This window comes from Silvanigrella aquatica (genome assembly GCF_001907975.1).
GTDB lineage: Bacteria > Bdellovibrionota_B > Oligoflexia > Silvanigrellales > Silvanigrellaceae > Silvanigrella > Silvanigrella aquatica.
Genome location: NZ_CP017834.1, coordinates 2,310,640 through 2,333,032, shown reverse-complemented (window position 1 = coordinate 2,333,032; position 22,393 = coordinate 2,310,640). Strand labels below are relative to the sequence as shown.

22 protein-coding genes and 2 pseudogenes are annotated in these 22,393 nt (G+C 33.8%); 9 read left to right on the top strand and 15 right to left on the bottom strand.

All coding sequences use genetic code 11. The features are described from left to right. Positions 1 to 7: 7 nt before the first annotated feature. The 4 genes from AXG55_RS09850 to AXG55_RS09835 form a co-directional block, all read right to left on the bottom strand. Entirely contained in the window at positions 8 to 355 is a 348-nt protein-coding gene (locus AXG55_RS09850; protein ID WP_148697953.1) for a histidine triad nucleotide-binding protein, read from the bottom strand. Between the two features lie 33 nt (positions 356 to 388). Beyond that, positions 389 to 1,081, bottom strand: a complete 693-nt coding sequence (locus AXG55_RS09845; protein ID WP_148697952.1) for a hypothetical protein — start codon at positions 1,079 to 1,081, stop codon at positions 389 to 391. 80 nt (positions 1,082 to 1,161) lie between these two features. Further along, positions 1,162 to 1,572: a hypothetical protein gene (locus AXG55_RS09840; RefSeq protein ID WP_148697951.1), complete on the bottom strand. Its 411-nt coding sequence runs from the start codon at positions 1,570 to 1,572 to the stop codon at positions 1,162 to 1,164. Positions 1,573 to 1,578: 6 nt separating this feature from the next. Next, on the bottom strand, positions 1,579 to 3,252 hold the full coding sequence (locus AXG55_RS09835) for an ABC1 kinase family protein (protein WP_148697950.1): 1,674 nt from the start codon (positions 3,250 to 3,252) through the stop codon (positions 1,579 to 1,581). Positions 3,253 to 3,403: 151 nt separating this feature from the next. On the opposite strand from AXG55_RS09835, the gene AXG55_RS09830 reads away from it, so the two are divergent. Then, positions 3,404 to 3,706, top strand: a complete 303-nt coding sequence (locus tag AXG55_RS09830; protein ID WP_148697949.1) for a rhodanese-like domain-containing protein — start codon at positions 3,404 to 3,406, stop codon at positions 3,704 to 3,706. 5 nt (positions 3,707 to 3,711) lie between these two features. On the opposite strand, the gene AXG55_RS09825 is transcribed toward AXG55_RS09830, so the two are convergent. After that, positions 3,712 to 4,077, bottom strand: a complete 366-nt coding sequence (locus AXG55_RS09825) for a response regulator (RefSeq protein ID WP_148697948.1) — start codon at positions 4,075 to 4,077, stop codon at positions 3,712 to 3,714. A gap of 206 nt (positions 4,078 to 4,283) precedes the next feature. Between AXG55_RS09825 and AXG55_RS09820 the strand changes: the two genes are divergently transcribed. Beyond that, the gene (locus tag AXG55_RS09820; RefSeq protein WP_148697947.1) at positions 4,284 to 5,840 is read left to right on the top strand and encodes an ATP-binding protein; all 1,557 of its coding nucleotides are present in this window, start codon (positions 4,284 to 4,286) and stop codon (positions 5,838 to 5,840) included. A 343-nt stretch (positions 5,841 to 6,183) separates the two neighbouring features. Then, positions 6,184 to 7,362: a GAF domain-containing sensor histidine kinase gene (locus tag AXG55_RS09815; RefSeq protein WP_148697946.1), complete on the top strand. Its 1,179-nt coding sequence runs from the start codon at positions 6,184 to 6,186 to the stop codon at positions 7,360 to 7,362. Positions 7,363 to 7,418: 56 nt separating this feature from the next. Here AXG55_RS09815 and secA read toward each other — a convergent pair whose 3' ends face one another. Then, the gene (gene secA / locus AXG55_RS09810) at positions 7,419 to 9,941 is read right to left on the bottom strand and encodes a preprotein translocase subunit SecA (RefSeq protein WP_148697945.1); all 2,523 of its coding nucleotides are present in this window, start codon (positions 9,939 to 9,941) and stop codon (positions 7,419 to 7,421) included. Between the two features lie 182 nt (positions 9,942 to 10,123). Here secA and AXG55_RS09805 point away from each other — a divergent pair, with 182 nt between their 5' ends. After that, positions 10,124 to 10,492 carry a hypothetical protein gene (locus AXG55_RS09805; protein WP_148697944.1) on the top strand — a complete coding sequence of 123 codons (369 nt, stop codon included), beginning with the start codon at positions 10,124 to 10,126 and terminating at the stop codon, positions 10,490 to 10,492. A gap of 98 nt (positions 10,493 to 10,590) precedes the next feature. Here AXG55_RS09805 and AXG55_RS09800 read toward each other — a convergent pair whose 3' ends face one another. Then, positions 10,591 to 10,941 carry a hypothetical protein gene (locus AXG55_RS09800; RefSeq protein ID WP_148697943.1) on the bottom strand — a complete coding sequence of 117 codons (351 nt, stop codon included), beginning with the start codon at positions 10,939 to 10,941 and terminating at the stop codon, positions 10,591 to 10,593. Between the two features lie 47 nt (positions 10,942 to 10,988). Beyond that, the gene (locus AXG55_RS09795) at positions 10,989 to 11,930 is read right to left on the bottom strand and encodes a DUF2079 domain-containing protein (protein WP_233231134.1); all 942 of its coding nucleotides are present in this window, start codon (positions 11,928 to 11,930) and stop codon (positions 10,989 to 10,991) included. A 232-nt stretch (positions 11,931 to 12,162) separates the two neighbouring features. On the opposite strand from AXG55_RS09795, the gene AXG55_RS09790 reads away from it, so the two are divergent. Both AXG55_RS09790 and AXG55_RS09785 read left to right on the top strand, forming a co-directional pair. After that, complete coding sequence (locus tag AXG55_RS09790; RefSeq protein ID WP_148697941.1) at positions 12,163 to 12,813, top strand: AHH domain-containing protein; 651 nt, start codon at positions 12,163 to 12,165, stop codon at positions 12,811 to 12,813. Positions 12,814 to 12,874: 61 nt separating this feature from the next. Then, complete coding sequence (locus tag AXG55_RS09785) at positions 12,875 to 13,444, top strand: imm11 family protein (RefSeq protein ID WP_148697940.1); 570 nt, start codon at positions 12,875 to 12,877, stop codon at positions 13,442 to 13,444. 394 nt (positions 13,445 to 13,838) lie between these two features. Here the strand turns inward: AXG55_RS09785 and tnpC are convergent. The 4 genes and pseudogenes from tnpC to AXG55_RS09765 form a co-directional block, all read right to left on the bottom strand. Next, positions 13,839 to 14,909: pseudogene (gene tnpC / locus AXG55_RS09780) on the bottom strand (IS66 family transposase); the annotation flags it as partial. A 12-nt stretch (positions 14,910 to 14,921) separates the two neighbouring features. Further along, positions 14,922 to 15,383: a hypothetical protein gene (locus tag AXG55_RS09775; RefSeq protein WP_148697938.1), complete on the bottom strand. Its 462-nt coding sequence runs from the start codon at positions 15,381 to 15,383 to the stop codon at positions 14,922 to 14,924. 93 nt (positions 15,384 to 15,476) lie between these two features. Further along, a complete protein-coding gene (tnpB, locus tag AXG55_RS15165; RefSeq protein WP_148697937.1) occupies positions 15,477 to 15,785 on the bottom strand; it encodes an IS66 family insertion sequence element accessory protein TnpB in 309 nt (102 codons plus the stop codon). A gap of 45 nt (positions 15,786 to 15,830) precedes the next feature. Further along, positions 15,831 to 16,121: a hypothetical protein gene (locus tag AXG55_RS09765; protein WP_148697936.1), complete on the bottom strand. Its 291-nt coding sequence runs from the start codon at positions 16,119 to 16,121 to the stop codon at positions 15,831 to 15,833. Between the two features lie 203 nt (positions 16,122 to 16,324). Here AXG55_RS09765 and AXG55_RS09760 point away from each other — a divergent pair. Continuing rightward, positions 16,325 to 16,492: pseudogene (locus tag AXG55_RS09760) on the top strand (transposase); the annotation flags it as partial. A 48-nt stretch (positions 16,493 to 16,540) separates the two neighbouring features. On the opposite strand, the gene AXG55_RS09755 reads toward AXG55_RS09760, so the two are convergent. The 3 genes from AXG55_RS09755 to AXG55_RS09745 form a co-directional block, all read right to left on the bottom strand. Continuing rightward, positions 16,541 to 17,389, bottom strand: coding sequence for an Rpn family recombination-promoting nuclease/putative transposase (locus AXG55_RS09755; protein WP_233231132.1), 849 nt, complete (start codon positions 17,387 to 17,389; stop codon positions 16,541 to 16,543). A 456-nt stretch (positions 17,390 to 17,845) separates the two neighbouring features. After that, entirely contained in the window at positions 17,846 to 18,580 is a 735-nt protein-coding gene (locus AXG55_RS09750; protein WP_148697933.1) for an ABC transporter ATP-binding protein, read from the bottom strand. Between the two features lie 24 nt (positions 18,581 to 18,604). Further along, a complete protein-coding gene (locus tag AXG55_RS09745) occupies positions 18,605 to 19,360 on the bottom strand; it encodes an ABC transporter permease (RefSeq protein ID WP_233231131.1) in 756 nt (251 codons plus the stop codon). Positions 19,361 to 19,429: 69 nt separating this feature from the next. On the opposite strand from AXG55_RS09745, the gene AXG55_RS09740 reads away from it, so the two are divergent. Further along, entirely contained in the window at positions 19,430 to 20,830 is a 1,401-nt protein-coding gene (locus tag AXG55_RS09740) for a lytic transglycosylase domain-containing protein (protein ID WP_148697931.1), read from the top strand. Then, the gene (locus tag AXG55_RS09735; RefSeq protein ID WP_148697930.1) at positions 20,827 to 22,377 is read left to right on the top strand and encodes a M17 family metallopeptidase; all 1,551 of its coding nucleotides are present in this window, start codon (positions 20,827 to 20,829) and stop codon (positions 22,375 to 22,377) included. Before AXG55_RS09740 ends, AXG55_RS09735 begins: the two co-directional genes overlap by 4 nt. Positions 22,378 to 22,393: the final 16 nt, after the last annotated feature.

Below are 22,393 nucleotides of genomic sequence, written 5' to 3'. Positions count from 1 at the left end.
ATACCCCTCACCCTGGAGGCCATGCTAAACTTCTTCCGCCCAGCACATGGCAGTGCATATAATAAACGGTTTGGCCACCGTGATCACCGTTGTTCATGACAAGGCGGTAGCCGGTTTTAGCAATGCCCGTTAATTCGGCGACTTTTTTAGCGGTGTAGAGGACGCGTCCCATTTGTTCAATGTCTGTTTCGTTCGATTCGGCAACGTTGACTATTTTCTTTTTAGGAATGATGAGAATATGAACGGGGGCTTGAGGATTGATGTCATTAAAGGCAAAGGTGTATTCGTCTTCATAAACGGGCTTGCAAGGAATTTCACCTTGTAAAATTTTTTCAAATATTGTTTTTTCGCTCATGGGAATGCTTTCAAATAAATTTGAGTTTGTTTGTTAAGTAAAAACAAAAATCACAACCAGCAATACCACAAAAACACTAAAAAACCAAATAATACCAATAGGCTTATGAACTTCGTAATGGTCTTCCTCTTCGGAGGTTACAACTTTATTTGATTTATATTTTTTCATCAGGGATTTTTCTTCACCCATTTTTTCATCTTTTTTCATCCCATGACTGTCTTCGCTCTTTCCTTCCTCCTTTTTCATAGCATGACTGTCTTCACCCATTTTCTCGTCTTTTTTCATCGCGTGACCTTCTTCGCTCTTTCCTTCCTCCTTTTTCATAGCATGACTGTCTTCACCCATTTTCTCGTCTTTTTTCATAGCATGACTGTCTTCACTCTTTTTTTCGTCTTTTTTCATAGCGTGACTGTCTTCAGTCTTTTTTTCATCTTTTTTCATAGCGTGACTATCTTCAGTCTTTTTTTCATCTTTTTTTATCGCGTGGCTCTCTTCACCTTTTTTAGGCTCTGCAGTTTTTTTGGTTTCTTTTGATTTTTCTTTGTCTTTACTCATTTCTTTTTTGTTTTTTTCTTTTTTAGCATCTTCTTTTTTTGGCTCATAGACTTCTTCGCCATTTACAACTCTGCGCAGTTCTGTAGCTTCCCCCTTGCTAAATAGAGGCCAAAAAAATACTAAAGTAACAACGAATATATAGATTTTTTTATAAATTGTTTTTTGTCGCAAGGTGATTCCTCCAAGGACAATGGAAATTTTATGGCGTTGACTTTTTACAAAGTAACAATTCTTTTTTTATTCTATCTTTTTTAAGTAGGTTTTTGTTGCCCTTGATTCCAAATTTGACGGACAAGTTTTATCCAGCTCTCGGAGTTGGCCGGGGAAATGCCTTTAATGGAAAAGAATTTTAATATGGGTGAGCCTCTGTGTTTTGGTGCTTGCTTGGGAACCATGTCTGTAAATAAGTAAACAGGACCATTGATATTGTGGCGCTTGAAAAGTTTATCGGGTCCGTAGACGCGCAGTTCGACGCGCAATAAGCCTTTTGGTTTTTCAACCACTTGCTCAAAAAAAGACTCTACTTGATCGGCTTGTTCATCGGATTGAGTTTGTAAAGACAATGCCAGTTCGTTTTCTCCAAACTCATGAATTTCACTTTCAAATCCATAGGAGAAGCTTCCGTAACACAGCCATATGTCGACACAAAAACCTGGTAGCATAAAATTTTACTTAAACCGCCCTGATCGAATAATTCCTATAATGAGCCACAATCCTAGAATGACCGCCGTTCCAAAGCCAATCAACCCAAAGGTAGCTAGGAAGTCGTACAGTCTACCTTGTTTTCCATAAGTAGCAATACTACTCCCTAACACAATGGATCCTAATAATATGGCAAGGCTAAGCCTATTTGATGCGCGATCGAGTTCTCTTGTTAAAAATATAATGTCTTCACTTTTAAACTGAAAGGTTAAAGTACCACTTTGTAATTTTTTTGCCAAAATTCGGAGTGTTATGGGGAGATCCTTGATAAATGCTCCTGAATCGTGCATGGCAAGCCCTATGTTTCTTTCCAGCCATTTTTTATCAAATTGCAACAGAGAATTTTTTTCATAATATTCCGTAGCAAATTCTAGAATTTGAAAGTGAGGATCGAGGCTTCTACCAAAGTTTTCTAATGCAATTAAGGCTCTAAAAAATAGGATTAAATCTCTTTCCATGGGTGCATTTCGGCTAGCCGCAACCCGCGCAATTCTCATAAGAGTGCGGCCTAAGCGCAGTTCCTGGACGGGAACAGAAATGACGCTATCGAGAATTTCAGCAATTTCTGATTCTAATTGTGAGCTAATAGTAAGATCATCTTTTTCAGTTAATTCGACAAAAAGTCGTGCGCAGGTCTCAACATCGTGCTTCGAAAGGGCATAAAACATAAAGGCAAGGGTATTGCGCAAATCGCGCTTGAGGCGAACAGTCAGACCAAAATCGATGATGGCCAGCTTGCCATCTTCTCTCAGAATTAAATTCCCGGGATGCAAATCGCCATGAAATATGCCAAATTGAAAAGTCATATCGAGAAAAGCTTCAACACCAATGCGAACAAGGGAAGATCCGTTTTCAATTTTAATATTATCGGTGAGTTTTGTTCCATACATTTCGCTCATACAAAGTATTTTTGAGGTGCAATATTTATAATAAATGCTTGGGATAATAATATTTTCATGATCTTTAAAAAAATGGCGCATTCTTTCCGTATTGGCAGCTTCTCGGGAATAATCGAGTTCGTTCATGAGAGATCGTCTGAGTTCGGAAACGATAACAGTAGGACGCAATTGTTTTAATTCGGGAAGGGCTGTTTCTAAAATGGTGGCTAAAGTCATTAATATAGCGAGATCATTGTTGATTATAACATCGACATCGGGGCGTTGTACTTTAAAAACCACATTGCTGCCATCGGTGAGCTTTGCCCTATGAACCTGCCCGATGCTTGCGGAGCCTATAGGAGTGTAATTAAAATGGGCAATTTCAGCTAAAAGATCCGGTGGCAATTCGGAAGCAAGAGTTTTTTCAACAATTTCGGGGGGAATGGGTTTTACTTTATCGCAAAGGCGTTTGAATTCTTCAACATAATGTTTTGGAATGAGATCTTCTCTTGAGGAAAGCAACTGCGCTAACTTTACAAAAGTAGGTCCCAGCTCTTCAAAAGCCATAGACAATCGTTTTGCACGAGAAAAATGATAATTTGTCGTGTTTTCTTGAGATTGTGCTTCATCTGGAGAATGATTCAGTAAATCGCCAAGTTCTGTGCGTTGAATTTCACGTTTGAAGCCATAGCGTGCAAGAATATTAACTATGTTGGTGAGTCTTCCTACATTTCTAAATTTTTGTAGAATACTTGAAGGCATACAGATGACCTCGATCGGCTTTTGGGGTAAATATGTTTTTACGCCACTATGACCATTATATTAATTAAAGGATTCGTGCCAATGGATAGTGTTGCATCATAAAAAACTTGCTACAAAAATGTTTTTGAGAAAATAGAAACAGGAGTTCACGATGAAGCTAAACTGTAAAGAATTTGCGGTGATGTATAAAAGCGGCGATGTCAGCAAGAAAGTTTTACTTGATGTCCGTGATGCCAATGAGTGTTCTGGAGGGACTCTGAAAGGAAGCATAAATATTCCCATGGCAGAATTAGAAACCCGTTTCCAAGAAATTCCAAAAGATAAAGAAGTTTATATTTACTGCAAATCGGGGGGGCGTGCCGAAAAAGCGGAAATGTTTCTGGTTCATAAAGGTGTGAAATCAACCCGATTTGCCAATCCAGGAGGATATGAAGAGCTTAAAGAATTATTTTAATTATTTTATTCAAGCGCTTTTTTTACAGCCGCTAATAGTTTATCTGGGACAAAAGGCTTAATAATCCAGGCTCTTATGCCAATTTCTTTTCCAATTTGAGCATCATCGGGATTCGTATCTTTGGTTAAAATAAAAATAGGGATGTTTTGCGTTTTAGGATCTGCTTTCATCGCTTTTGCTAAATCAAATCCGCCCATCACGGGCATATTGAGTGCGGAGATGACGAGATCAATCTGTTTTGATTTTGCAACTGCCAAACCTACCGAGCCATTTTCAGCTTCCAATATGACAAAGCCCGCTTTTGTTAAAGCAAATTTTGCGAGATTCCGAACCGTGGGAACGTCATCTACAATCAAAACCGTTTTCGCCATATTCAAATTCCCCAATCGTTTTATACTGATATGTCTTATCGGTAAGAGAAAAGAGAGCTTGAGAGGACTTCGCTAAAGGGCTTGAAAAGTTCTAAGTCTCCCTTTGTTCATTTTTTGTGCATGCCCCGTTTTTTTGCCCGAATTCGTCTAATTTTCACATAAAAGTTTTTAAAAACTTTTTACATTGCGTGATTTAGGAGGTTCATATGGCAAAAACATTCTCTTATTTGCTAGTTGGAGTAGAAATATTCCCTGTAGAAATAGAAACTGTATTAGGAAATGGCTTTTCAGGTCTCAATATTTTGGGTTTAGGAACAGAGGCCACGCGCGACATGCGGGAACGCGTGCGGTCGGCATTGGAGTCAACTGGGATATCTATTCCTGCCCGTAGAGTTGTTGTGAATATCACACCCAATGAGCTGATTAAAATGTCGCGCATTCCTTTTTCTCAATTGGATTTTGCAGTCGCTGCATCTATTATTTATGCTCTATTTGAAGAACAAGAAAATCAGCAAAGTTTGTGCGCTCCGGAAAAAGAATTTTTAGCTGGCGAACTTTCTCTTTCAGGGCAATTAAAAGAAGTCCAAAATGCTTTAATTTATGAATCGGCATTGAGTCAGGAAAAGGAATCAATGTGTCTTTGCTTACCAAAAGCAAATAATAATATGTCAGAGAATGACAATTTACAATTTTATGCGACTCTTTTAGAATGGCTTAATAAACGAAAAATGAAGGATATAAATGTTCAAAAAAATAAGGAAAAACTTTCAGATAAAAAGATTTCTATTATAAAAAATCAATTACAGTTTTTTGAAAAATCAAGCTTCTTTGTTTCTGATATTGAAGAGAATATTTTATTGTTAATGAAAAATCCAAAAGTTTGTATTTCTCTATTAGCTGCGGCCTTTGGCAATCATCATATTTTAGTAGCGGGTGAACCAGGTATTGGAAAAAGTTTTTCTCTACAAAAAATTCCTCAATTTTTAATCCCTTTAAATCAAAAAGAACAATTAGAAGTTAAGCTAATACATTCGTTAAGTGGATCCGTGAAAAGACCTTTTCGTTCCCCTCATCATTCGGCCACTCCTGCTGCTTTGGTGGGAGGCAGTTCTTTAAAACCGGGTGAAGTTTCTTTAGCGCATTGCGGTGTTCTTTTTTTAGATGAGCTTGCGGAGTTTTCTAGTCCCAGTTTAGAATCTTTGCGAGAACCACTCGATGCAGGAGAGGTATTTTTATCACGTGCCGGAGGCAGCATTCGCTATCCTGCAAAATTTATTTTGTGCGCAACTACCAATCCTTGTCCTTGCGGTTTTCTGTTTTCTAAAACAAAGCCTTGTCGCTGTCATCCTAAGGAAAGTAGAAAATATTTGCAAAAAATAAGCGGTCCTCTATTAGATCGCTTTTGCTTGCAGGTTTGGCTAGATCCTCATTGCGATGTTATGCAGCAAGATGTTTTTTCACAATATTTATTCAAAATAATTGAAAATGGTAAGCTAAAAGATTTCTCATATCACTTTGTAAATACTAAAATAAATTATTTAAATGGATCTTATAATGATGATACTGTTTTTGATATGAAAAACTTAATCAAAAAAAATGAAAAAATATTATCATTATCACTAAGAGGTCAGGATAAAATAATATCTGTGTTGCAAACATTTCATGCTATTTTTCCAGAAATTATTTGTGATGAAAATTTTTTAGAATCAGTATTAAGTTATAGAATATTAGATAAAATGTTTTTACAAAAAAATATTTTTTAGATCAAGAAAAAAATAAAAAAATTGGCAATAATCTAAAAAACTATAAATTTAAAAAAAATATCTAAATAATTAAATGTCATTATAATATGCATAATTAAGTTTTTGTTAATTTTAAATATGAATAATATATAAACTAAATTTTAAACATATTCTTGATTATTTCTTAAGATCTTGATAATGCTTAAACGTAACGTGCGTTACTATATAAATGCACATTTGGGTTTAGCTAAAGTGAGAACAAAATTTTTAAATCGTTTCTTTTTATAATTCGTATTAATTTAATTAAAAAAACATACATATTGTTAAATTCAATAATAGTACTTTATTTTTAGGATATCATGGAATGATAAAAAAAAAGGCTTCAATGAGACAGGGAATGTGTGATTCTTTTGCAGATCAAAAACGGATTGAAACGCTGAGAAGTTATCAAATATTAAATTCTACTCCTGAAAATGATTTTGATGAAATAACTAATTTAGCAGTTAAAGTATTTAAATGTCCTGTAGCTTATATTAGCTTTGTCGACAAAAATCGATCTTGGTTTAAATCAATTAAATGTTTTGATAATTTTGGATCGGGAAAAGGTTTGGGATTTTTAAAAATTCCTGTTGAATTTTTTGAAACGAGCTATGATAATGAAGATATTATTATTGTTCAAGATACTTTATTAGATAATAGATTTTCAAATTTACCTTGCGTGATTCAACATCCTTATATTCGATTTTATGCAGCTACACCTATTTATTCTTCTATAGGACATAAGTTGGGTTATTTATGTATTATGGATAATAAGGTAAATGATTTATCTGATAGTGAAAAAATGTATTTAAAATTTCTTGCAAATAGGGTGGTTAGATTACTTGAATTGCGCAGAAATAGATTTTTATTATCAAATATTAACAGCAATAGTCTACTTGAAAATACGGTCGATATTTTTGATAAAAATGAAATGGAAATATGCAATAGTAATGTAAGATTTTTACATAACCAAAAATCGAATTCATCAAATTCTGAATGTACATATTTTCAATCTGAGGATAATAATATAAATAATATTATTGTTTATGATAAATATAAATTTGTTTCTATACAACAAATTATTGAAAATGCAATTTCTGCTTGTCATGATGAAATAAAATTTTTTCAAATTAAATTATCTTTAACATGGGATTTAAATCCTAATTTGATAATTGAATGCAAACCCTTTTTAATTTCTCATGTCTTTTCATCTATTCTTCAAAATGCGATTCAATTTATTAAAGATAAAAAATATAAGTGGATTGATATCGCTTTAAAAGAGTTTGTTCATGATATTGAAATTGTTGTTTCCGATAGCCGTTCCATTGTTGAAGATTCTATACAACGAAGTGCAAATAATGATAAACAAGGTATCCCTAATCTTTTAAATTATTTAAATCAATATATTGGCATGCAAGGTGGACAAGTTTTAATGCAAAAAAACTGTGAACAAATGACATTTAAGTTTATTTTGCCTAAAAAAATATTAGAGTATATAAATTAAATTAAAAAATAAGGCGCACTTCTGTGCGCCTTATTTTTTGCAATGAAATAAATTTCTTAAGAAGAATAAATAGCTCTTTTTCTCTCTAAGGTTTCTTTTTCTTCAAGGCGATTTTCAAAAGCCACTTCGGGATCTTCATGGGCAGCATGAGAATTTTTTAATTCATTCTTTGCTTTTCTTTCCACCTCTTCCTTAGCTTCAGAAATAAACTTTTCAGCCAAATTGGGTTGTACGCGGAAAATCATTTGCAAAGTATCTTGCTTAATGGCGCTGATCAAACGGATAAATAATTCAAAGGCTTCATTTTTATATTCCTGCAGAGGATCTTTTTGTGCATAACCGCGTAGTCCAATGCCATCTTTGAGGTGGTCGATATTTAGTAAGTGATCCTTCCACCAAGAATCTATGGTTTGAAGCATGACCCAGCGCTCAATGTCGCGCATTTGCTCGGCACCAAAGAGTTTTTCTTTTTCTTCATATTCTGAAATTAATTTATGAGTGATGAGTTCATAAAATTCCAGGCGGCTGACTTCCTCTTTTCTTCTTTCATCTGAAGTAAAAGGAATGGCTTTGTTGAAATTGCGGAATAAAATTCTCTCTAAATTTCTGTAGTCAACGGCAACCAGTTCGCCTGGCAAACCACTGGGGGGCGAAAAATCATCACAAATGGTGCGCGCAAATTTTTCTACAGGTTCTCCAGTAAGTATTTCTTTTACATTTTCCTTGCGCAAAATACGCATACGAGCAGCATAAATGGCTTTTCTTTGTTGATTTAAAACATCATCATATTGTAGAAGTTGTTTTCGAATGTCGTAGTTAAAGCCTTCCACTCGTTTTTGTACTTTACTAATGACGTTGGTGAGACGCGGATCGTGAATGGCTTCGTCACCGACAAACTTTTCCATAATAAATTGATTGGCTTTATTATTAAAACGACGCATGAGTTCATCTTCCCAAGACAAGAAGAACTTACTTGCTCCCGGATCCCCTTGACGACCGGAACGCCCGCGCAGCTGATTGTCAATACGGCGGCTCTCATGACGCTCTGTACCAATAACGTATAAGCCTCCTAGTTCAGCAACACCTTCACCTAAAATAATATCGGTTCCGCGTCCTGCCATGTTGGTTGATAAGGTAACGCGATTTTTTTGTCCTGCTTCTGCAATAATATGTGCTTCTTGTTCGTGGTGTTTTGCATTTAAAACCTGATGAGGAATTTTCTTCTTTTTGAGAAGCTCGGAAAGTAATTCACTCTTTTCAATGCTTACGGTACCTACAAGAATTGGTTGACCCGTTTTATGAATTTTTTCAATTTCATCTGCTACAGCATTGAATTTAATAGCTTGTTTTAAAAATAAAACATCATCATAGTCTTTACGGATCATATTTCTATTTGTGGGGATCACCACAACATTTAATTTATAAATATTATGGAATTCAACAGCTTCTGTATCTGCTGTTCCCGTCATACCTGATAATTTTTCATACATGCGGAAGTAATTTTGTAATGTGACTTGCGCTAAAGTTTGATTTTCAGGTTGGATTTGCACATTTTCTTTGGCTTCGAGAGCTTGGTGAAGACCATCGGAAAAACGACGTCCGTGCATGAGGCGTCCGGTAAATTCGTCGACAATAATAATTTGTCCATTTTGTACAATATAATGATCATCTTTTCTAAATAAAACATGGGCTCTGAGCGCATTATTACAAGCATGAACCAGCTCATTATTTTCCGGATCAAATAAATTCTCAATATTTAGGCGTTTTTCAACTTTTGAAATTCCGGCTTCGGTAAGGGCGCAGGCACGGGATTTTTCATCCACAGTGTAATCAATTTCTTTACGTAACCCACGGATAGCATTGTTTGAAACAAGATATTTATCAGATGTTGTGTCCGAAGGGCCACTGATAATAAGAGGCGTGCGCGCTTCATCGATAAGAATGGAGTCCACTTCATCCACAATAGTAAAATGGTGACCGCGTTGTACAAAATCTTCCAAGCGAACCTTCATGTTATCGCGAAGATAGTCGAAGCCAAGTTCGTTGTTAGTGGCGTAAGTCACGTCGCAGCAATAGGCTTCTTGACGCTCTTGATCGCTCATTCCTGAAAGAATACAGCCTGTTGTAAGTCCAAGGAAGCCATATAATTTGCTCATTTCAAGGGACTGAGACGAAGCCAAATACTCGTTTACCGTAACCACGTGTACGCTTTTTCCTGAAAGAGCATTTAAATACACTGGTGCTGTCGCCGTCAGGGTTTTTCCTTCACCTGTACGCATTTCTGCGATTTTGCCTTGATGCAATACATATCCGCCAATGAGCTGCACATCGAAATGACGTTTTCCCAAACTGCGTTTACTCGCCTCACGAACCACAGCAAAGGCTTCGGCAAGTAAGGAATCGAGCGTTTCTCCCTTTTGATAACGAGATTTAAATTCCGCGGTTTTCGCTTTTAATTCGCCATCACTCATCAATTGCATTTTCGATTCGAGCATGTTTATTTTTGTTAGAATAGGTGCGATTTTTCGCAATTCTCGATCGTTTTTCGTTCCAAAGAGAGACTTGAGAATATTTAACATGATGTAGAATTTATCCTTTCAAACAAAATAAAAAAGCCCAAAACCAACAGCCTTTTAACACAAAATAAGCCTGTGTGCCAAATTTAGAGACAGCAGGTTCATTCTTTCCTCTTATTTCAATTAGGAAGCTTCCGACAAGTGCAAAGTATGAAAAGAAATGAGGCTAAGGGGAAGGAATAAAAATGTCTAATCCAACTCAGGACATCTTTGATGAGTTCAATGATGATAACCTTGAAAGCTACGCCCTTGATTTAGAACCGCCTGGAAATGTAGCGGATGACAATAGTTTTAATGTCAACTTAACGAAACAAATTGAACAAATACTAGATAGCATCACCCGCATTGGGGGAGAAGTCTGTAAATTACGCGCCGAAATGGATGGTCTGTTGGATCAAAATGGAATGCTGGTCGATTCCTTTCATCGTTTAAAAGATGTTCTTAATGAAAAAGGTTACTTAGATATCGATGACTTTCAATTGGCATGCGACGTCTTCGATGAATCAAATGTAAAAAGTGTAGGCTCTCAATTTATTAAGAAAGTGTCGCATTGAGATTTGTAGAGGATAAATTGAATATAAAATTAATTTTTCATTATTTTTTTCTTCATATATAAATTAATTAACTTTATTTAAAATGAATAAAATTTTGCTTAAAACTTATTCCCATTCAAACAAAAGTTACTTTTTTTGATTTCAATAATTCCACCAACTTGGTTTTCAATACAGTCATCTTCTTTTAAGTTAATATAAAGATTGTATAATTCTTTCTCGCTATTTGGAAAAGGTGAGCTATGAATTGAAAATACAGGAGTACATAAAATTTTTTGAGCGTCTAAAAATGGGAATCCTTTTATTTCTAAGTTAACTAAATAAGGCCATAGGCCTTCGTGAATGCAATAACTTTTTGAACTATCCATTGCTATTTTATAAGTATTTATATTTTTCCATTCTCCCCAATTTATTTTTTCAATACTTAGCCATGAAGATTTCCATAGAGGCAATAATAATAGTATTATTATTAGAATTTTTTTTGGTAAAAATTGACTTTTTAAAAGACCATATAATGCAAATGACCATATAATGCAAATGACCATATAACAAGAGGATAATATAAACTGTATTCTGCAGGATTTCCTTGAGAAATACCATATAAAAATATAATTGGGAGTGAAGCAAATAAAACTTCTAAATTAAATAACGGAATAAAAAGCACTGGTATGTATAAAATTTTCCATCCTGAAGAGGCAAATAAAGATTTAGTAAATATGCCTGGATTATTTAGTAAATTTACTAAAATTTCAAAAGGGGTGCTACCCCATTGTTTCCACCATCCAATATATCCAACTTCTTGAATATTGCTCAATTTCAAAAAATAAGGCTTCACAATAGCAAAGTTAATTAATCCAAAAAATATGCTTAATAAAATTAAAAATAAGTGAATATATAATGATATTTCAGGTTGATATTTCTTTACTTTATTTATAATTATTTTAAATATTATAGCAATTGAAAATCCTATTATGTAAATAATAGCATCCTCTTTTACGCTTAAAAATAAAAAGGCATAAATAATAACTGGTATATTTTTTTTATCCAAATAAGATATTAGCATTGCAAATAAAAATAAGGGGTAAAAGAATTCTGGATAAAAATTTCCATGCAAAGATTGAACAGTAAAACCGCAAGTCCACCAGCAGATTGAAGATAAATACGCAAATGAATCGTCGTATCCTAATTTTTTTGCAATTTTAATAATTTGAATTCCAGGAATCCATAGTATTATTGAAGATAAAGTAACTAATAATAATGGATGTGGAATAATATAATAAAAGGGTAGTACTAAAAATAAAACCCAATTTTGATGAACACCAAAGTGATAAATTTGTGTAATATCTTCAAAACCCCAATTTCCTTTAATCGCATTTTGTAATAAACCTTCAAATATACTAAAATCTATTCCTGATATTTTAAATCCATAATATTGTGACAAAGAATCGCATATATAGGAAATAAAAGATAAAATTATGAGAGAATAATATACAAGTTTAGACGGTTGTGAAAAGAAAAAACTTTTATTTCGAATTATATTTAGTTTAAATAAAAAATAAATTATAATTGACAGACCTATTACGACATAATGATAATTTCTAAGTTCAAAAAATTTACCGCCTCCTAATACTGGTATTTATAATAAAGCTTTTGCATCACCCAATGCTTCAATATTGCAGAAAGTTCAAGCAGTTCAATGTGATTTTATAGAATCTGTTCTTAATAGCACATGCCCTCCAAATGTTTTGACTGAACTCACGGCACTTGCTAATGAAGTTTCTTCTGTTCAAAATGTCGCAACAGTAAATGTAGAACCGGTTTCTATTGAAAATCTTAATGCATCGAAGACTTCAGTTGCACCTAAGTTAGCACCTGCCGCAGCCTCTATGGTGACCGCAAAAGTTCAAAAAGCTCAGATCCATCATATTGCAACAGATAAAAATAATGTGTCTCCTAAAGGTGGTGGGCCTTGGACGCCACGATTTAGAGAAATGTTTGAAAAAGCTGGAATGGATATTTCAAAAGATTCCGCAAATCATGTATCACTTCCAGGGCATAAGGCAAATCATCCTGCTGAATATCATCAGGAGGTTTTTGATAGACTCTCAAAAGCTACTAAAGATTTATCAGGGACTACCTATAAAGATGCTTTCAAAGCCGAACTTGCTAAACTTAAAAAGGAAATATCGACTCCAGGAAGTCGATTAAATAAGCAATTAACAGAAAGCAGAGGGAAAGAAACCAAGGATAATAGCAAAGGAAAATCAGGAGGAGGTTCTTCTATAAGTAGGGAACAAAGAAATAATAATAGATCAAAGAATTAATATATATGAGGTATAAAAATTATACCTCATATGAAAATTTGCAATAATAATGGAAGTAAATATGGATCAACTTTTTAAAATTCAGTGGCCTTCTCCTAAATCAAAATACTATCTTTTATATTCTTCTATTGATAAAGCTACAGGCCATAAATATAGTGACGATTTGTTTAAAAATGCCGTCATTATTGATATTAAAAATGAACTAATTATAGAAAAATCTTGGGGCAAAAATTTCGCGGATTTTCATCATGGCATTGGTGATGCTCCATATATAAATGAAAATTTTATAGAATGCTTAAAAAATGTAGGTGAAAAAAATTATCAGCTTATTCCAGTATCTGTTCTTCCTGAGGAAAAAACATATTATATATTAAATATTCTAAATATGATAGATTGTGTCGATAGAGAAAAGTCAAAATTTACTTTGTGGACTGAAGAAGACAATAGACCAGATATATTAGGTGACTATCATTCGTTTGATGAAATGATACTTGATCGTAAATTAGTTCCTGAAGGAGTTCATATTTTTAGATTAAAAGGATATGAAGTAATTACTGTTATAACAAAAGAACTTTTGAATGAATTTAAAAAGAAAAAAATAACTGGGTTTACAACAAAGCCTGTGGGTTAGTTCAATTGAAATAATGTAAATCAATATAAAAAATTACGCCATTATTTTAAATGAGATCTTTAATTTCGATTTATAGATTAATTTTTTTTTGGCATTTTAGAAGGCCTTGTAGAAAATCCTCTAGAAGCAAATTTATTTCAATACGCTAATAATAACCCTATTTCGAATAATGATCCTACGGGAATGTATAGTTTAGGGTAACACGTCGAGGTGCCACGCCTTTTAAATTAAAGTCGCAAAATATATAATAATTTCAAAGGTATTAGGTTAATGAATGAAAACGATGAAGTATGCGTTTTTTTCATAGTAGTAAAGTTATTTGACAATGGAATACAATAACTCCTTAGACTGGCATTCTGTGTGGTTAAATTTTTGATGCTGATAAATTTTTACCCTACCCAGAATTATTAAGCATATCCTTAAATTCTTTTGGAGTGAATGGCGCAAGGCCTGCATGCAAGTGTTGGACGAGTTTTTTAAAGTAATGTCTTGGGTTTATTTTATTAAGTTTACACAACTCAACAAGTGTGAAAAAAATGGCTGTTGTTTTGGCGCCCTGTTTGGAATGTGTCCCAAACCAAGTTTTCCTTCCAATAACAGGGTTTCTTAATAGCCTTTCTTGATGGTTGTTATCTATTAGTAAAAATGGATAATACAAAAACAATGTAAACTCAGTATAATTTTTTAAGAAATAGTTTATTGCAGTTACTAATGAGCTTTTTGCAGAATACATTTCCCTTTGCGATTCCGCTTCTTTTTTCATCTCTTCAAAGAGTGCTTTCATTTCAGTTCTTTTATCACTTAAAGTACCAGCATCCATTTTTCCTTCAGCTTCCAGTTGATATATTTTCCTATAATATTCTATAAAACACTCAGATTCCTTAGGAAAACTATCCCCTGCTTCTTTAAATTTCCTCCTGCTATGGGCATTGCAATAAACGATTGTTATTTTAGGTTTGTTTTCTTGTTCCCTTATTTTGTTACTTTCCCTCACAGCTTTTCCATAACCTGAAAAAACATCACTCACCAAGTATTGGCAATCTGATTGGTTTAACAATTCTGAAGCCACATCGCCTGATCTCGTATTCCTTATTTCAAAATAACTGCTTTCATTGTTAGAAAATCCCCATAAATACCAACTTTTTTTATCATCCCCTTCTAACATCCGATGCGGGGTTTTATCTGCATGCAATACTTTGGATGACATGATTTCTTCACGGACTTTATGATATGCTGGTTCAACATATTCTGATAATTTATGAGTAGTCCCAATTAAACTATTAGGAGGTAAATCAACCAAAGCTTCACGCCCTGCAATAGTGCTATACCTTTCTATTGGAACTAAATCACAATATTTTGCCATGGCAACATCAATAATCATTTCGTCACCGTAAGTTGATCCTGGAATAATACGTGGTGCGGATGGTGCAGTTTTTATTTCGCCATGGCATTTACCACAACGGTATTTATGCCTTTTTTACTGGATAATAATATATTCTTTAGGGACAACTGTTAAATATTCACTGTCTTCTGTCATGCCAGAATCTTCCATTGCGTTACCGCAACAAGTGCAATTAGGAAGCTCTTTTAATTCAACATGGCTTTCAATAATTGCTGCCTCTGGATAATTTTCTGAAGGAAGTAAACTTCTCTTTTCAGGTTTCTTTTTTCCTTTTGAATTTTTCCCTTTGGAGTCTAAGTTTAAATTTTTATTAAGGGCGCTCTTTTCAGACTTTTTTCTAAATATTTTATTCCTAAGTATTACAATTTGTCCTTCAATAACTAGGATTTTATCAGAAAGTAATTTATTGCATGCTTTTAATTCAATATTTTCTTTTTTAATTTCTTCATTTTGCTTTTCAAAATATTGAATTAACTGCTCTTTAGAGTAGTTTAAAAGTTCATTTCTGCTTTTTATTTGGATTATATTTTCATTCATTCGCCAATCATAAAATATTTTTTTATAATTGCAAGGCCTTGAGTTTATTTGTTACTTTTTTAATTTCTACAGGGCTTTATATAAACCTTTTCTCTAAATTTGCACCTTCAAAAAAAGACTAAACTCAGCCTGGGTTAAAACAATCTCTCTTTTATACCGAGGATTTATCCTTGAAAATAACCCTTCCTCTAATCTCTTTGCTATTATGACAAGCCCTGTCCCATCATAATAAAGGCATTTACATGAGCTACTCCGTTTATTTATAAATAAAAAAAGATGCCCAGAAAAAGGATCTTTACGTAACACTGTTTTTGCCTTATTAAATAAACCATCATAAGATTCACGCATGTTGGTTGGCTCTTTAAAAATAAATATTTTAGTTCTTCTATTAAATGATAACATTCTTTTTTTACCGCTGGCTTTAATGGTACCTTACAATAAACTCTCTCATGCAGATTTTTTTAGAAAATCCAATAAATAATCAATCTGTGCAAACCGAATTATTTTACCATCAGACATAACAATCTCTGCTGCACTGCAAGTTGGGTTTGGAGTAATTTCATTAGTGGGTGGCTCTACCTCAATTTTAACTTGCTTAAATTCACTTTCTACAAAGTAACCTTCACGTTTATACTTTTTCGCTTTACCAATCAGTGATGCTATCTGGCACTGCGAGAATCCAAGTGATGAATAAAATTCTTTACTTGTCCCTGTCCAGTTTTCCCAAGCTAATAGCAACTCATGCTACACTTCTTCTGAAACATTTTTTAAATATCCCTTATCCGAAGTATACGTGCTCAACTTCTTTTTTAACGTAACATTATCCATGTCCCCTCCTATTTTTTCCACTTGGACATTGTTACTATCTCAAACTTTTTAACTTTTAAAATGTGGGTTTCCTCGACGTGTTACTTCCAAGAAAGTCCAATAGCACCAAGACAAACTATGAATTTGATGCACATCTTTACAAAATTCGTCATCTTGTAGAAAATCTCTTTGCAAGACTTAAACATTTTCGAAGTATTGCGACGCGCTATGAAAAACCTGCTCGTAACTTTAGAGCCATGCTCTTTTTAGCGTGCACATTTATCTGGGTTAAACTCAAATGAGGACACGCCCTAATATTGAAAAAATACTCTCCCCGTTTAGGGGAATATTTAAATTTTTTCAAGTTCATCCGCCGTGAGGCCAGTGGCTTCGATGACAGTATTTATAGGAAGCCCCATGCTTTTCAATTTTTTTGCTGTTTCAAGTTTTCCCTTAGTTATCCCAATTTCAACACCTTCACTTTTTCCAATTTCTATACCTTCTAACAACTTCGTTTCTATAGCGGTATTAAAATCATGAAGATATTTTTGTCTTGCTTCGTATTTTCCACGTTCAATGGGGCTTTGGCTAATATATTCAAGGGCTTCAAAAGCTTTTTGAATGTTAGGATTGTTCATTTTTATGACCTCCTTTTTGGAAATTCCTCTTAGAAAGTGCATCCACTTGTCTAGGTTATTATAGTAATTTTTTGGAACTTTGGGAACTTCTAAAAATACAAATTCCAGATCTTCGGAAAATACCCTATATGTTTTTTTATCGAGTAGTCCTATATTGGTAATAAACTCTTCTTTTTCTTTAAAAAAATTGAAGTTTAAAACGTGAATGCAAATGGAAGGGCATAAATAACGGTAAGATTTTCCTTCACTTAATTGTTGTTCATAGAGTTTTGCCCAATAATATAAGCAACGTTTCTCATATTCACCGGTATTGAGCATTTGCATTTCCAGATTGAGGAAGGAACCGTTGTTAAGTTGGGCAAGAACGTCTAAACGTGATTCTTTATCATATTGACTATCCTTATTTATTTCATTATTTAAAAAAGTAACCGATTTTATTTTTTTGTCATCACTCTGATTTAAAATACTATTTACAAAATCTATAAATATATTTTCGTTTTCTCCAAATATTCTTTTAAAAATATAATCATTCTTGACATCTAAAATTTCTATATTTTCCAAAACAAATTCCTTTGTAAATAAACAAACCTCATGTTTGTTTATTTAAATTTCATAGCAAATTTATTTTTTTAAATAAGGGGGTGATCAGAAACTGGACAGGTATATATAAAGTCTAATTTAATTCGAGTTTTATATTGTTAATATTAAAAATTCACTTCTTACTGAAAACAAAAATTCATTTAATTTACTAAAAATATTATAATAAATTTTATTCGTAAATATTAAGATTTGATGAATTTAAAATTAAAAATATTTTAAAATTAAAATCGTTATTTGGTAAAGTATTTATATTTTATTTGTTCAGCTATACTATTATTTAAATTTTTTCGAGTTCACTCGCCGTTAGGATAGTGGATTCGATGACAGTATTTATAGGATGTCCCATGCTTTTAAAATTATATAACCCAATTTTGCTAATTCAATTTCGTATTATTTTAAAAGGTATTGATTAAATAATTAACTCCCAATAAATTGAATCATTTCTTTTTCTAAAGAAACAGGATTGCAATCTTGAAATTCATTTTTTAAATATGTTTTTTTTATTTCGGAAGGAGAGCCAGAAAGAATATGAATTTCATTTGAAAGGAGGAGGGCTTCACGTACGTCGTGGGTTACTAAAATGGCATATTTATTTGTTTCTAATATTTTATGCGCAAGCCAATCTTGCAAGTGATAACGTGTTTGGGCGTCGATTGAGGCAAACGGTTCGTCGAGTAAAATGGCTTGGCTATCGAGGACGAGGGCGCGTGCTAAGGAAACGCGTTGTGCCATTCCTAGAGAAATTTCATCAGGATATTTTTTAAAATGTTCTTCCATTTGTACAATTTTAAGGGCGTTGAGGGCAATGTCTTCCTTTGATTTTTGTTCCCTTAACATTTTTTCATTGCTTATTGCTAAAGTAATATTATTTAAAATGTTTTTCCAGGGAAATAAATGTGGAATTTGGGGAACCATGGAAAATAAATTTTGTTTTCCATTCCATTTGTCCAAGGAAAAATCATTTTGATTAAAAATAATATTACCTAAAGCGCCTTGTTCCATTCCCATAAGCACTCTTAATAAAGTTGATTTGCCGCAACCCGACTTTCCAATAAGAGAAGTTATTTTTCCTTCCGTAAGATTTATAAAAATATTTTTAATGACAGGTATTTTATTTTTATAGGAATAATTTTGTATGTTTATTTGAATCATGTTTGAAAATACTTCCTAAAAATTTTAATGTTTAGACACTTGCCAAAAAACGATTTTATTTCTCAAATAAGAAACCATTGTTGTGCTTAAAATACTAATTAAAATAATGACTAAAACGGCGGCAATAACTTTATCGGTGCGGTAGGTTGCTTGTGACCTTAATAAATAAATACCCAAGCCACTTTCGCTGCCCATCAGTTCGGCAAGAACGGCCGAGCCAAAAGAATAACTTACGCTAATTTTTAAGGCATTAAAAAAACCAGGTAGGGAGTAAGGTAAATAAATATGAAAAAAGGCCTGTATTGGTTTTATATGGAGCATTTCCACAATAAGCTCGTATTCTTTTTTTGCATTCAGCAGGTCTTGCTGCAAAACGATGGAAATGGGAAATGAGCAGGTTAAAACCACAAGGACAACTTTTGGAGCCATGCCCAAACCTAGCCAAATCATGAGAAGTGGTGTAAAGACCAAGTAAGGTACACTTTGAGATATAACAAGAAGTGGGGCTAAAATGGAACGAACTTTTTCAAATTTAAAAGAACAAAAAGCCAATAAAAAACCAAATAAAATAGCAAGAAAAATACCAATTATCCATTCTAAAGCTGTCACTTGAGTATTTTGTAAAATTATTTCCCAGTCTGTTAAAATGACGTTTGCAACCTTTGAAGGCAAAGGGATAATATATTCTGGTACCATAGCTTTTTGTAATATAAATTCGAGTATGAAAAGCAAAAGAATTGCTAATAAGGCTGGAAAAATCAATCTATTTATGCGAGACATGAATTTGCCTTTCATACTGTTGTTCGAAGTTTGAAGCAGGTTTAGCCCCTATCTGCCAGAGGATTTAATATGTTTCTAAAAAATCTGCAAATGACTCGTCAGACACTGACATTATCATTATTATTTCTTTCTCAAGCTTATTATGTCTTGGAATCACGCTCTCTGGATTTAAAAGTGGATCTCCCGCCTGAAGCGGGTATGAAACCTGTTTTATATTATAATCCTATTGTAAATCATGTTCCTGATACAAATTCATTTAAATCCTCTCAAAAAAAAGAAGAGTTAGACTCTAAAAATCAGAAAAAAAATGCTCAAAAAATATTGAAACAGGAGCAGGAAATTATTGAGGATATTTCTTATGCTAATAAATTAGGCGATATTCCACCGCCGCCTCAGAGTCTATCGAATTCTAAAAATAAAGTAGGCGCCAATAAACAAATACAAAATGTGGAAACACAAAATTCAAAAAGTAACTTGTCAAAAACACGGCAAATGCGCGATGACAATTCTATTTTAGAACAACCTAATTTATTGACCTCAAGTCCTTCAATGGACTACGGCAAAGATCCTTTTCCGATGTTGCCTTGTATTGAAAATAATGTGAAATTTTGGGGAAGAGTTTATACAGAAATCGATTTAAATGAAGCTTTTTTACATGATAAAAACAATTTAGCAAAAGTTTATGCCAGTGTTACATTGCCGCAAAATAAAACACAACGTTCAGAATTTATGGATAAAGAACGCAAAAAATATGCAAAAATTCTGGATAATATTTCAAATAAACTTAAAGTACCACAAAATAAATGGACTAAGGAAGAGCGCAGAATTGCAAAGCTTTTTAAAAAAACAGAGTTGACGTATCACAATTTGCAAGATGCCATTACGAATTTGCGGTTTCAAACGGGGTTAAAGTCACAATTTGATGCCGGGGTGCAACGTAGTATTAACTATTTGCCTTCTGTTTATCCTATTGTTAAACAAAGCGGTTTGCCTATTGAACTTGCATTACTCCCCCATGTAGAAAGTAGCTATAATTCTAAAGCGGGCTCAAAAGTGGGTGCCATGGGTTTATGGCAAATCATGCCCGCTACCATGCGTATGTTCGAAGGAGCCGATGCCGTAAATAAAAGAACCGATCCGGCTCTTTCCACCAGAGCTGCTATGAAAATATTAAAAAGTGATTATGCTAAAATTCAAAATTGGCCACTAACATTAACTGCTTACAATCATGGCGTGAATGGCATGTTGCGTGCTATTGATGAAACCGGTTCCCGTGATTTATGCAAGGTTATTGATCATTATAGTTCTCCCTCTTTTCGCTTTGCTTCAAGCAACTTCTATGCGCAGTTTCTTGCAGCGCGTAAGGTGGCTATGCACAAATACACCGTGTTGGCAAAGAAAGGAAAAGGGGGGTCGAGTTTAGTTTTGCGACGTACCGTTCTTAGTGCAAAAGGTGGATCTTTAAAATGAATTTATTATCAGGCTGGCTACTTTCTCCTCAGTTTTCCATTGAAATTCAAGCGGAAGATGATTTTTCAAAACAAATTGAGGAGCAGCCTGGTGGGATTTCCCTTCTTATTTTAAGTGAGAATGATTATAATTCAAATTCTGCAAAGTTTGAATTTCCTATTTCATTTATGGGAACAGTAAAGACTAAAATTTTGTATCCATTAAATAATACCGGTAAAAATTTCTTCTATATTATTCCCAAAGATGAACCTAAAAAATTAGCCTATGAAGAGCCGGGAAAGGCTCATATTATAAGTCATATGGGAGCTCTGTTATCTGCTCCCCTGTTGCAATTGGCAAATAAATTTGAAAATGAAGTCAAATTTTTTGTTACTTTTTCTGAGGATTTGAAAACTAAAATTAAATTTGAAAATCATGAATTTATTTTAGGACTATTGCAAAAATCAATCTCTAATAAAGTTACAAAAAATTTACAGCAAAAAAAATCAGTTGTTGTTTTAGATCAGTCCTTGTTTTCAAATGAGTGTTTAATAAAAGCCCAGGCATTGAGTGATGCTATGTGCTATACGCGCTCATTTATAAATATGCCTCCTAATATTTTAAATCCTGAAACGTACGAAATGCATTTAAGATCTCTCATTAAATTTGAATGTGAAAAAGCCCATGAGCCGAATCATATTCAAATTGAGGTTTTTGATGATCAGGAATTAATAAAACAAAATTGCGGACTCATTATTGCCGTAGGTAAAGGAAGTGAAGTCAAGCCGCGACTTATAAAACTGACTTACACTACGCATCAAAGTTTAAATAAAATGCCCCATGTTTCCTTAATAGGAAAAGGAATTACTTTTGATTCGGGGGGGTATGACATTAAGCCTTCTTCTGGAATGCGCATTATGAAAAAAGACATGGGTGGTTCTGCTGCGGCTTTAGGAATTTTTCTTGCTTGCGCGCGCTTAAAATTACCTATGAAATTAACTTGTTGGTTGCCTCTGGCAGAGAATATGATATCGGGTCAGGCTATGCGTCCAGGTGATGTGTATCGTGCTCGTAACGGTTTGCAAATTGAAATTGACAATACCGATGCTGAGGGAAGATTGGTTTTAGCCGATGCCTTGAATTTAGCATGTGAGGAAAATCCCGATTGGATAATCGATTTAGCCACGCTTACGGGAGCGGCGCGTGTGGCTTTAGGGACAATGATTGACTGTCTTTACGGCAATGATAAAGAAACTACGCAGCTCTTATTTAAAACGGGCTTAGAAACGGGGGACTGGGTATGGAAGGTTCCCTTGCCAGCGGATTATGAATCCTATCTCGATTCCAATGTATCCGATATGGCCAATAGTGGCACGTCGGGTTTTGCAGGTTCCATAACAGCGGCTCTCTTTTTACAAAAGTTTGTGACCATTCCTCAATGGAATCACATAGACACCTACATGTGGTGCGATAAACCAACGGGTTTATGGTCTGAAGGCAGCGGTGCTACAGGAAAGTGTGTCAGGCTAGTGACAAGATCTATCGAAACGTTCATTTCCAGATTATAAAAATCTTTTAATATAT

Excerpts from the sequence above, each read along its gene's own strand:
- AXG55_RS09740 (WP_148697931.1), top strand. The coding sequence starts at position 19,430 with ATGTTTCTAAAAAATCTGCAAATGACTCGTCAGACACTGACATTATCA.
- AXG55_RS09750 (WP_148697933.1), bottom strand. The coding sequence starts at position 18,580 with ATGATTCAAATAAACATACAAAATTATTCCTATAAAAATAAAATACCT.
- AXG55_RS09815 (WP_148697946.1), top strand. The coding sequence starts at position 6,184 with ATGATAAAAAAAAAGGCTTCAATGAGACAGGGAATGTGTGATTCTTTT.
- AXG55_RS09820 (WP_148697947.1), top strand. The coding sequence starts at position 4,284 with ATGGCAAAAACATTCTCTTATTTGCTAGTTGGAGTAGAAATATTCCCT.
- AXG55_RS09785 (WP_148697940.1), top strand. The coding sequence starts at position 12,875 with ATGGATCAACTTTTTAAAATTCAGTGGCCTTCTCCTAAATCAAAATAC.
- AXG55_RS09840 (WP_148697951.1), bottom strand. The coding sequence starts at position 1,572 with ATGCTACCAGGTTTTTGTGTCGACATATGGCTGTGTTACGGAAGCTTC.
- AXG55_RS09805 (WP_148697944.1), top strand. The coding sequence starts at position 10,124 with ATGTCTAATCCAACTCAGGACATCTTTGATGAGTTCAATGATGATAAC.
- AXG55_RS09735 (WP_148697930.1), top strand. The coding sequence starts at position 20,827 with ATGAATTTATTATCAGGCTGGCTACTTTCTCCTCAGTTTTCCATTGAA.
- AXG55_RS09835 (WP_148697950.1), bottom strand. The coding sequence starts at position 3,252 with ATGCCTTCAAGTATTCTACAAAAATTTAGAAATGTAGGAAGACTCACC.
- AXG55_RS09850 (WP_148697953.1), bottom strand. The coding sequence starts at position 355 with ATGAGCGAAAAAACAATATTTGAAAAAATTTTACAAGGTGAAATTCCT.
- tnpB (WP_148697937.1), bottom strand. The coding sequence starts at position 15,785 with ATGTTATCATTTAATAGAAGAACTAAAATATTTATTTTTAAAGAGCCA.
- AXG55_RS09745 (WP_233231131.1), bottom strand. The coding sequence starts at position 19,360 with ATGTCTCGCATAAATAGATTGATTTTTCCAGCCTTATTAGCAATTCTT.
- secA (WP_148697945.1), bottom strand. The coding sequence starts at position 9,941 with ATGTTAAATATTCTCAAGTCTCTCTTTGGAACGAAAAACGATCGAGAA.
- AXG55_RS09830 (WP_148697949.1), top strand. The coding sequence starts at position 3,404 with ATGAAGCTAAACTGTAAAGAATTTGCGGTGATGTATAAAAGCGGCGAT.
- AXG55_RS09825 (WP_148697948.1), bottom strand. The coding sequence starts at position 4,077 with ATGGCGAAAACGGTTTTGATTGTAGATGACGTTCCCACGGTTCGGAAT.
- AXG55_RS09775 (WP_148697938.1), bottom strand. The coding sequence starts at position 15,383 with ATGAATGAAAATATAATCCAAATAAAAAGCAGAAATGAACTTTTAAAC.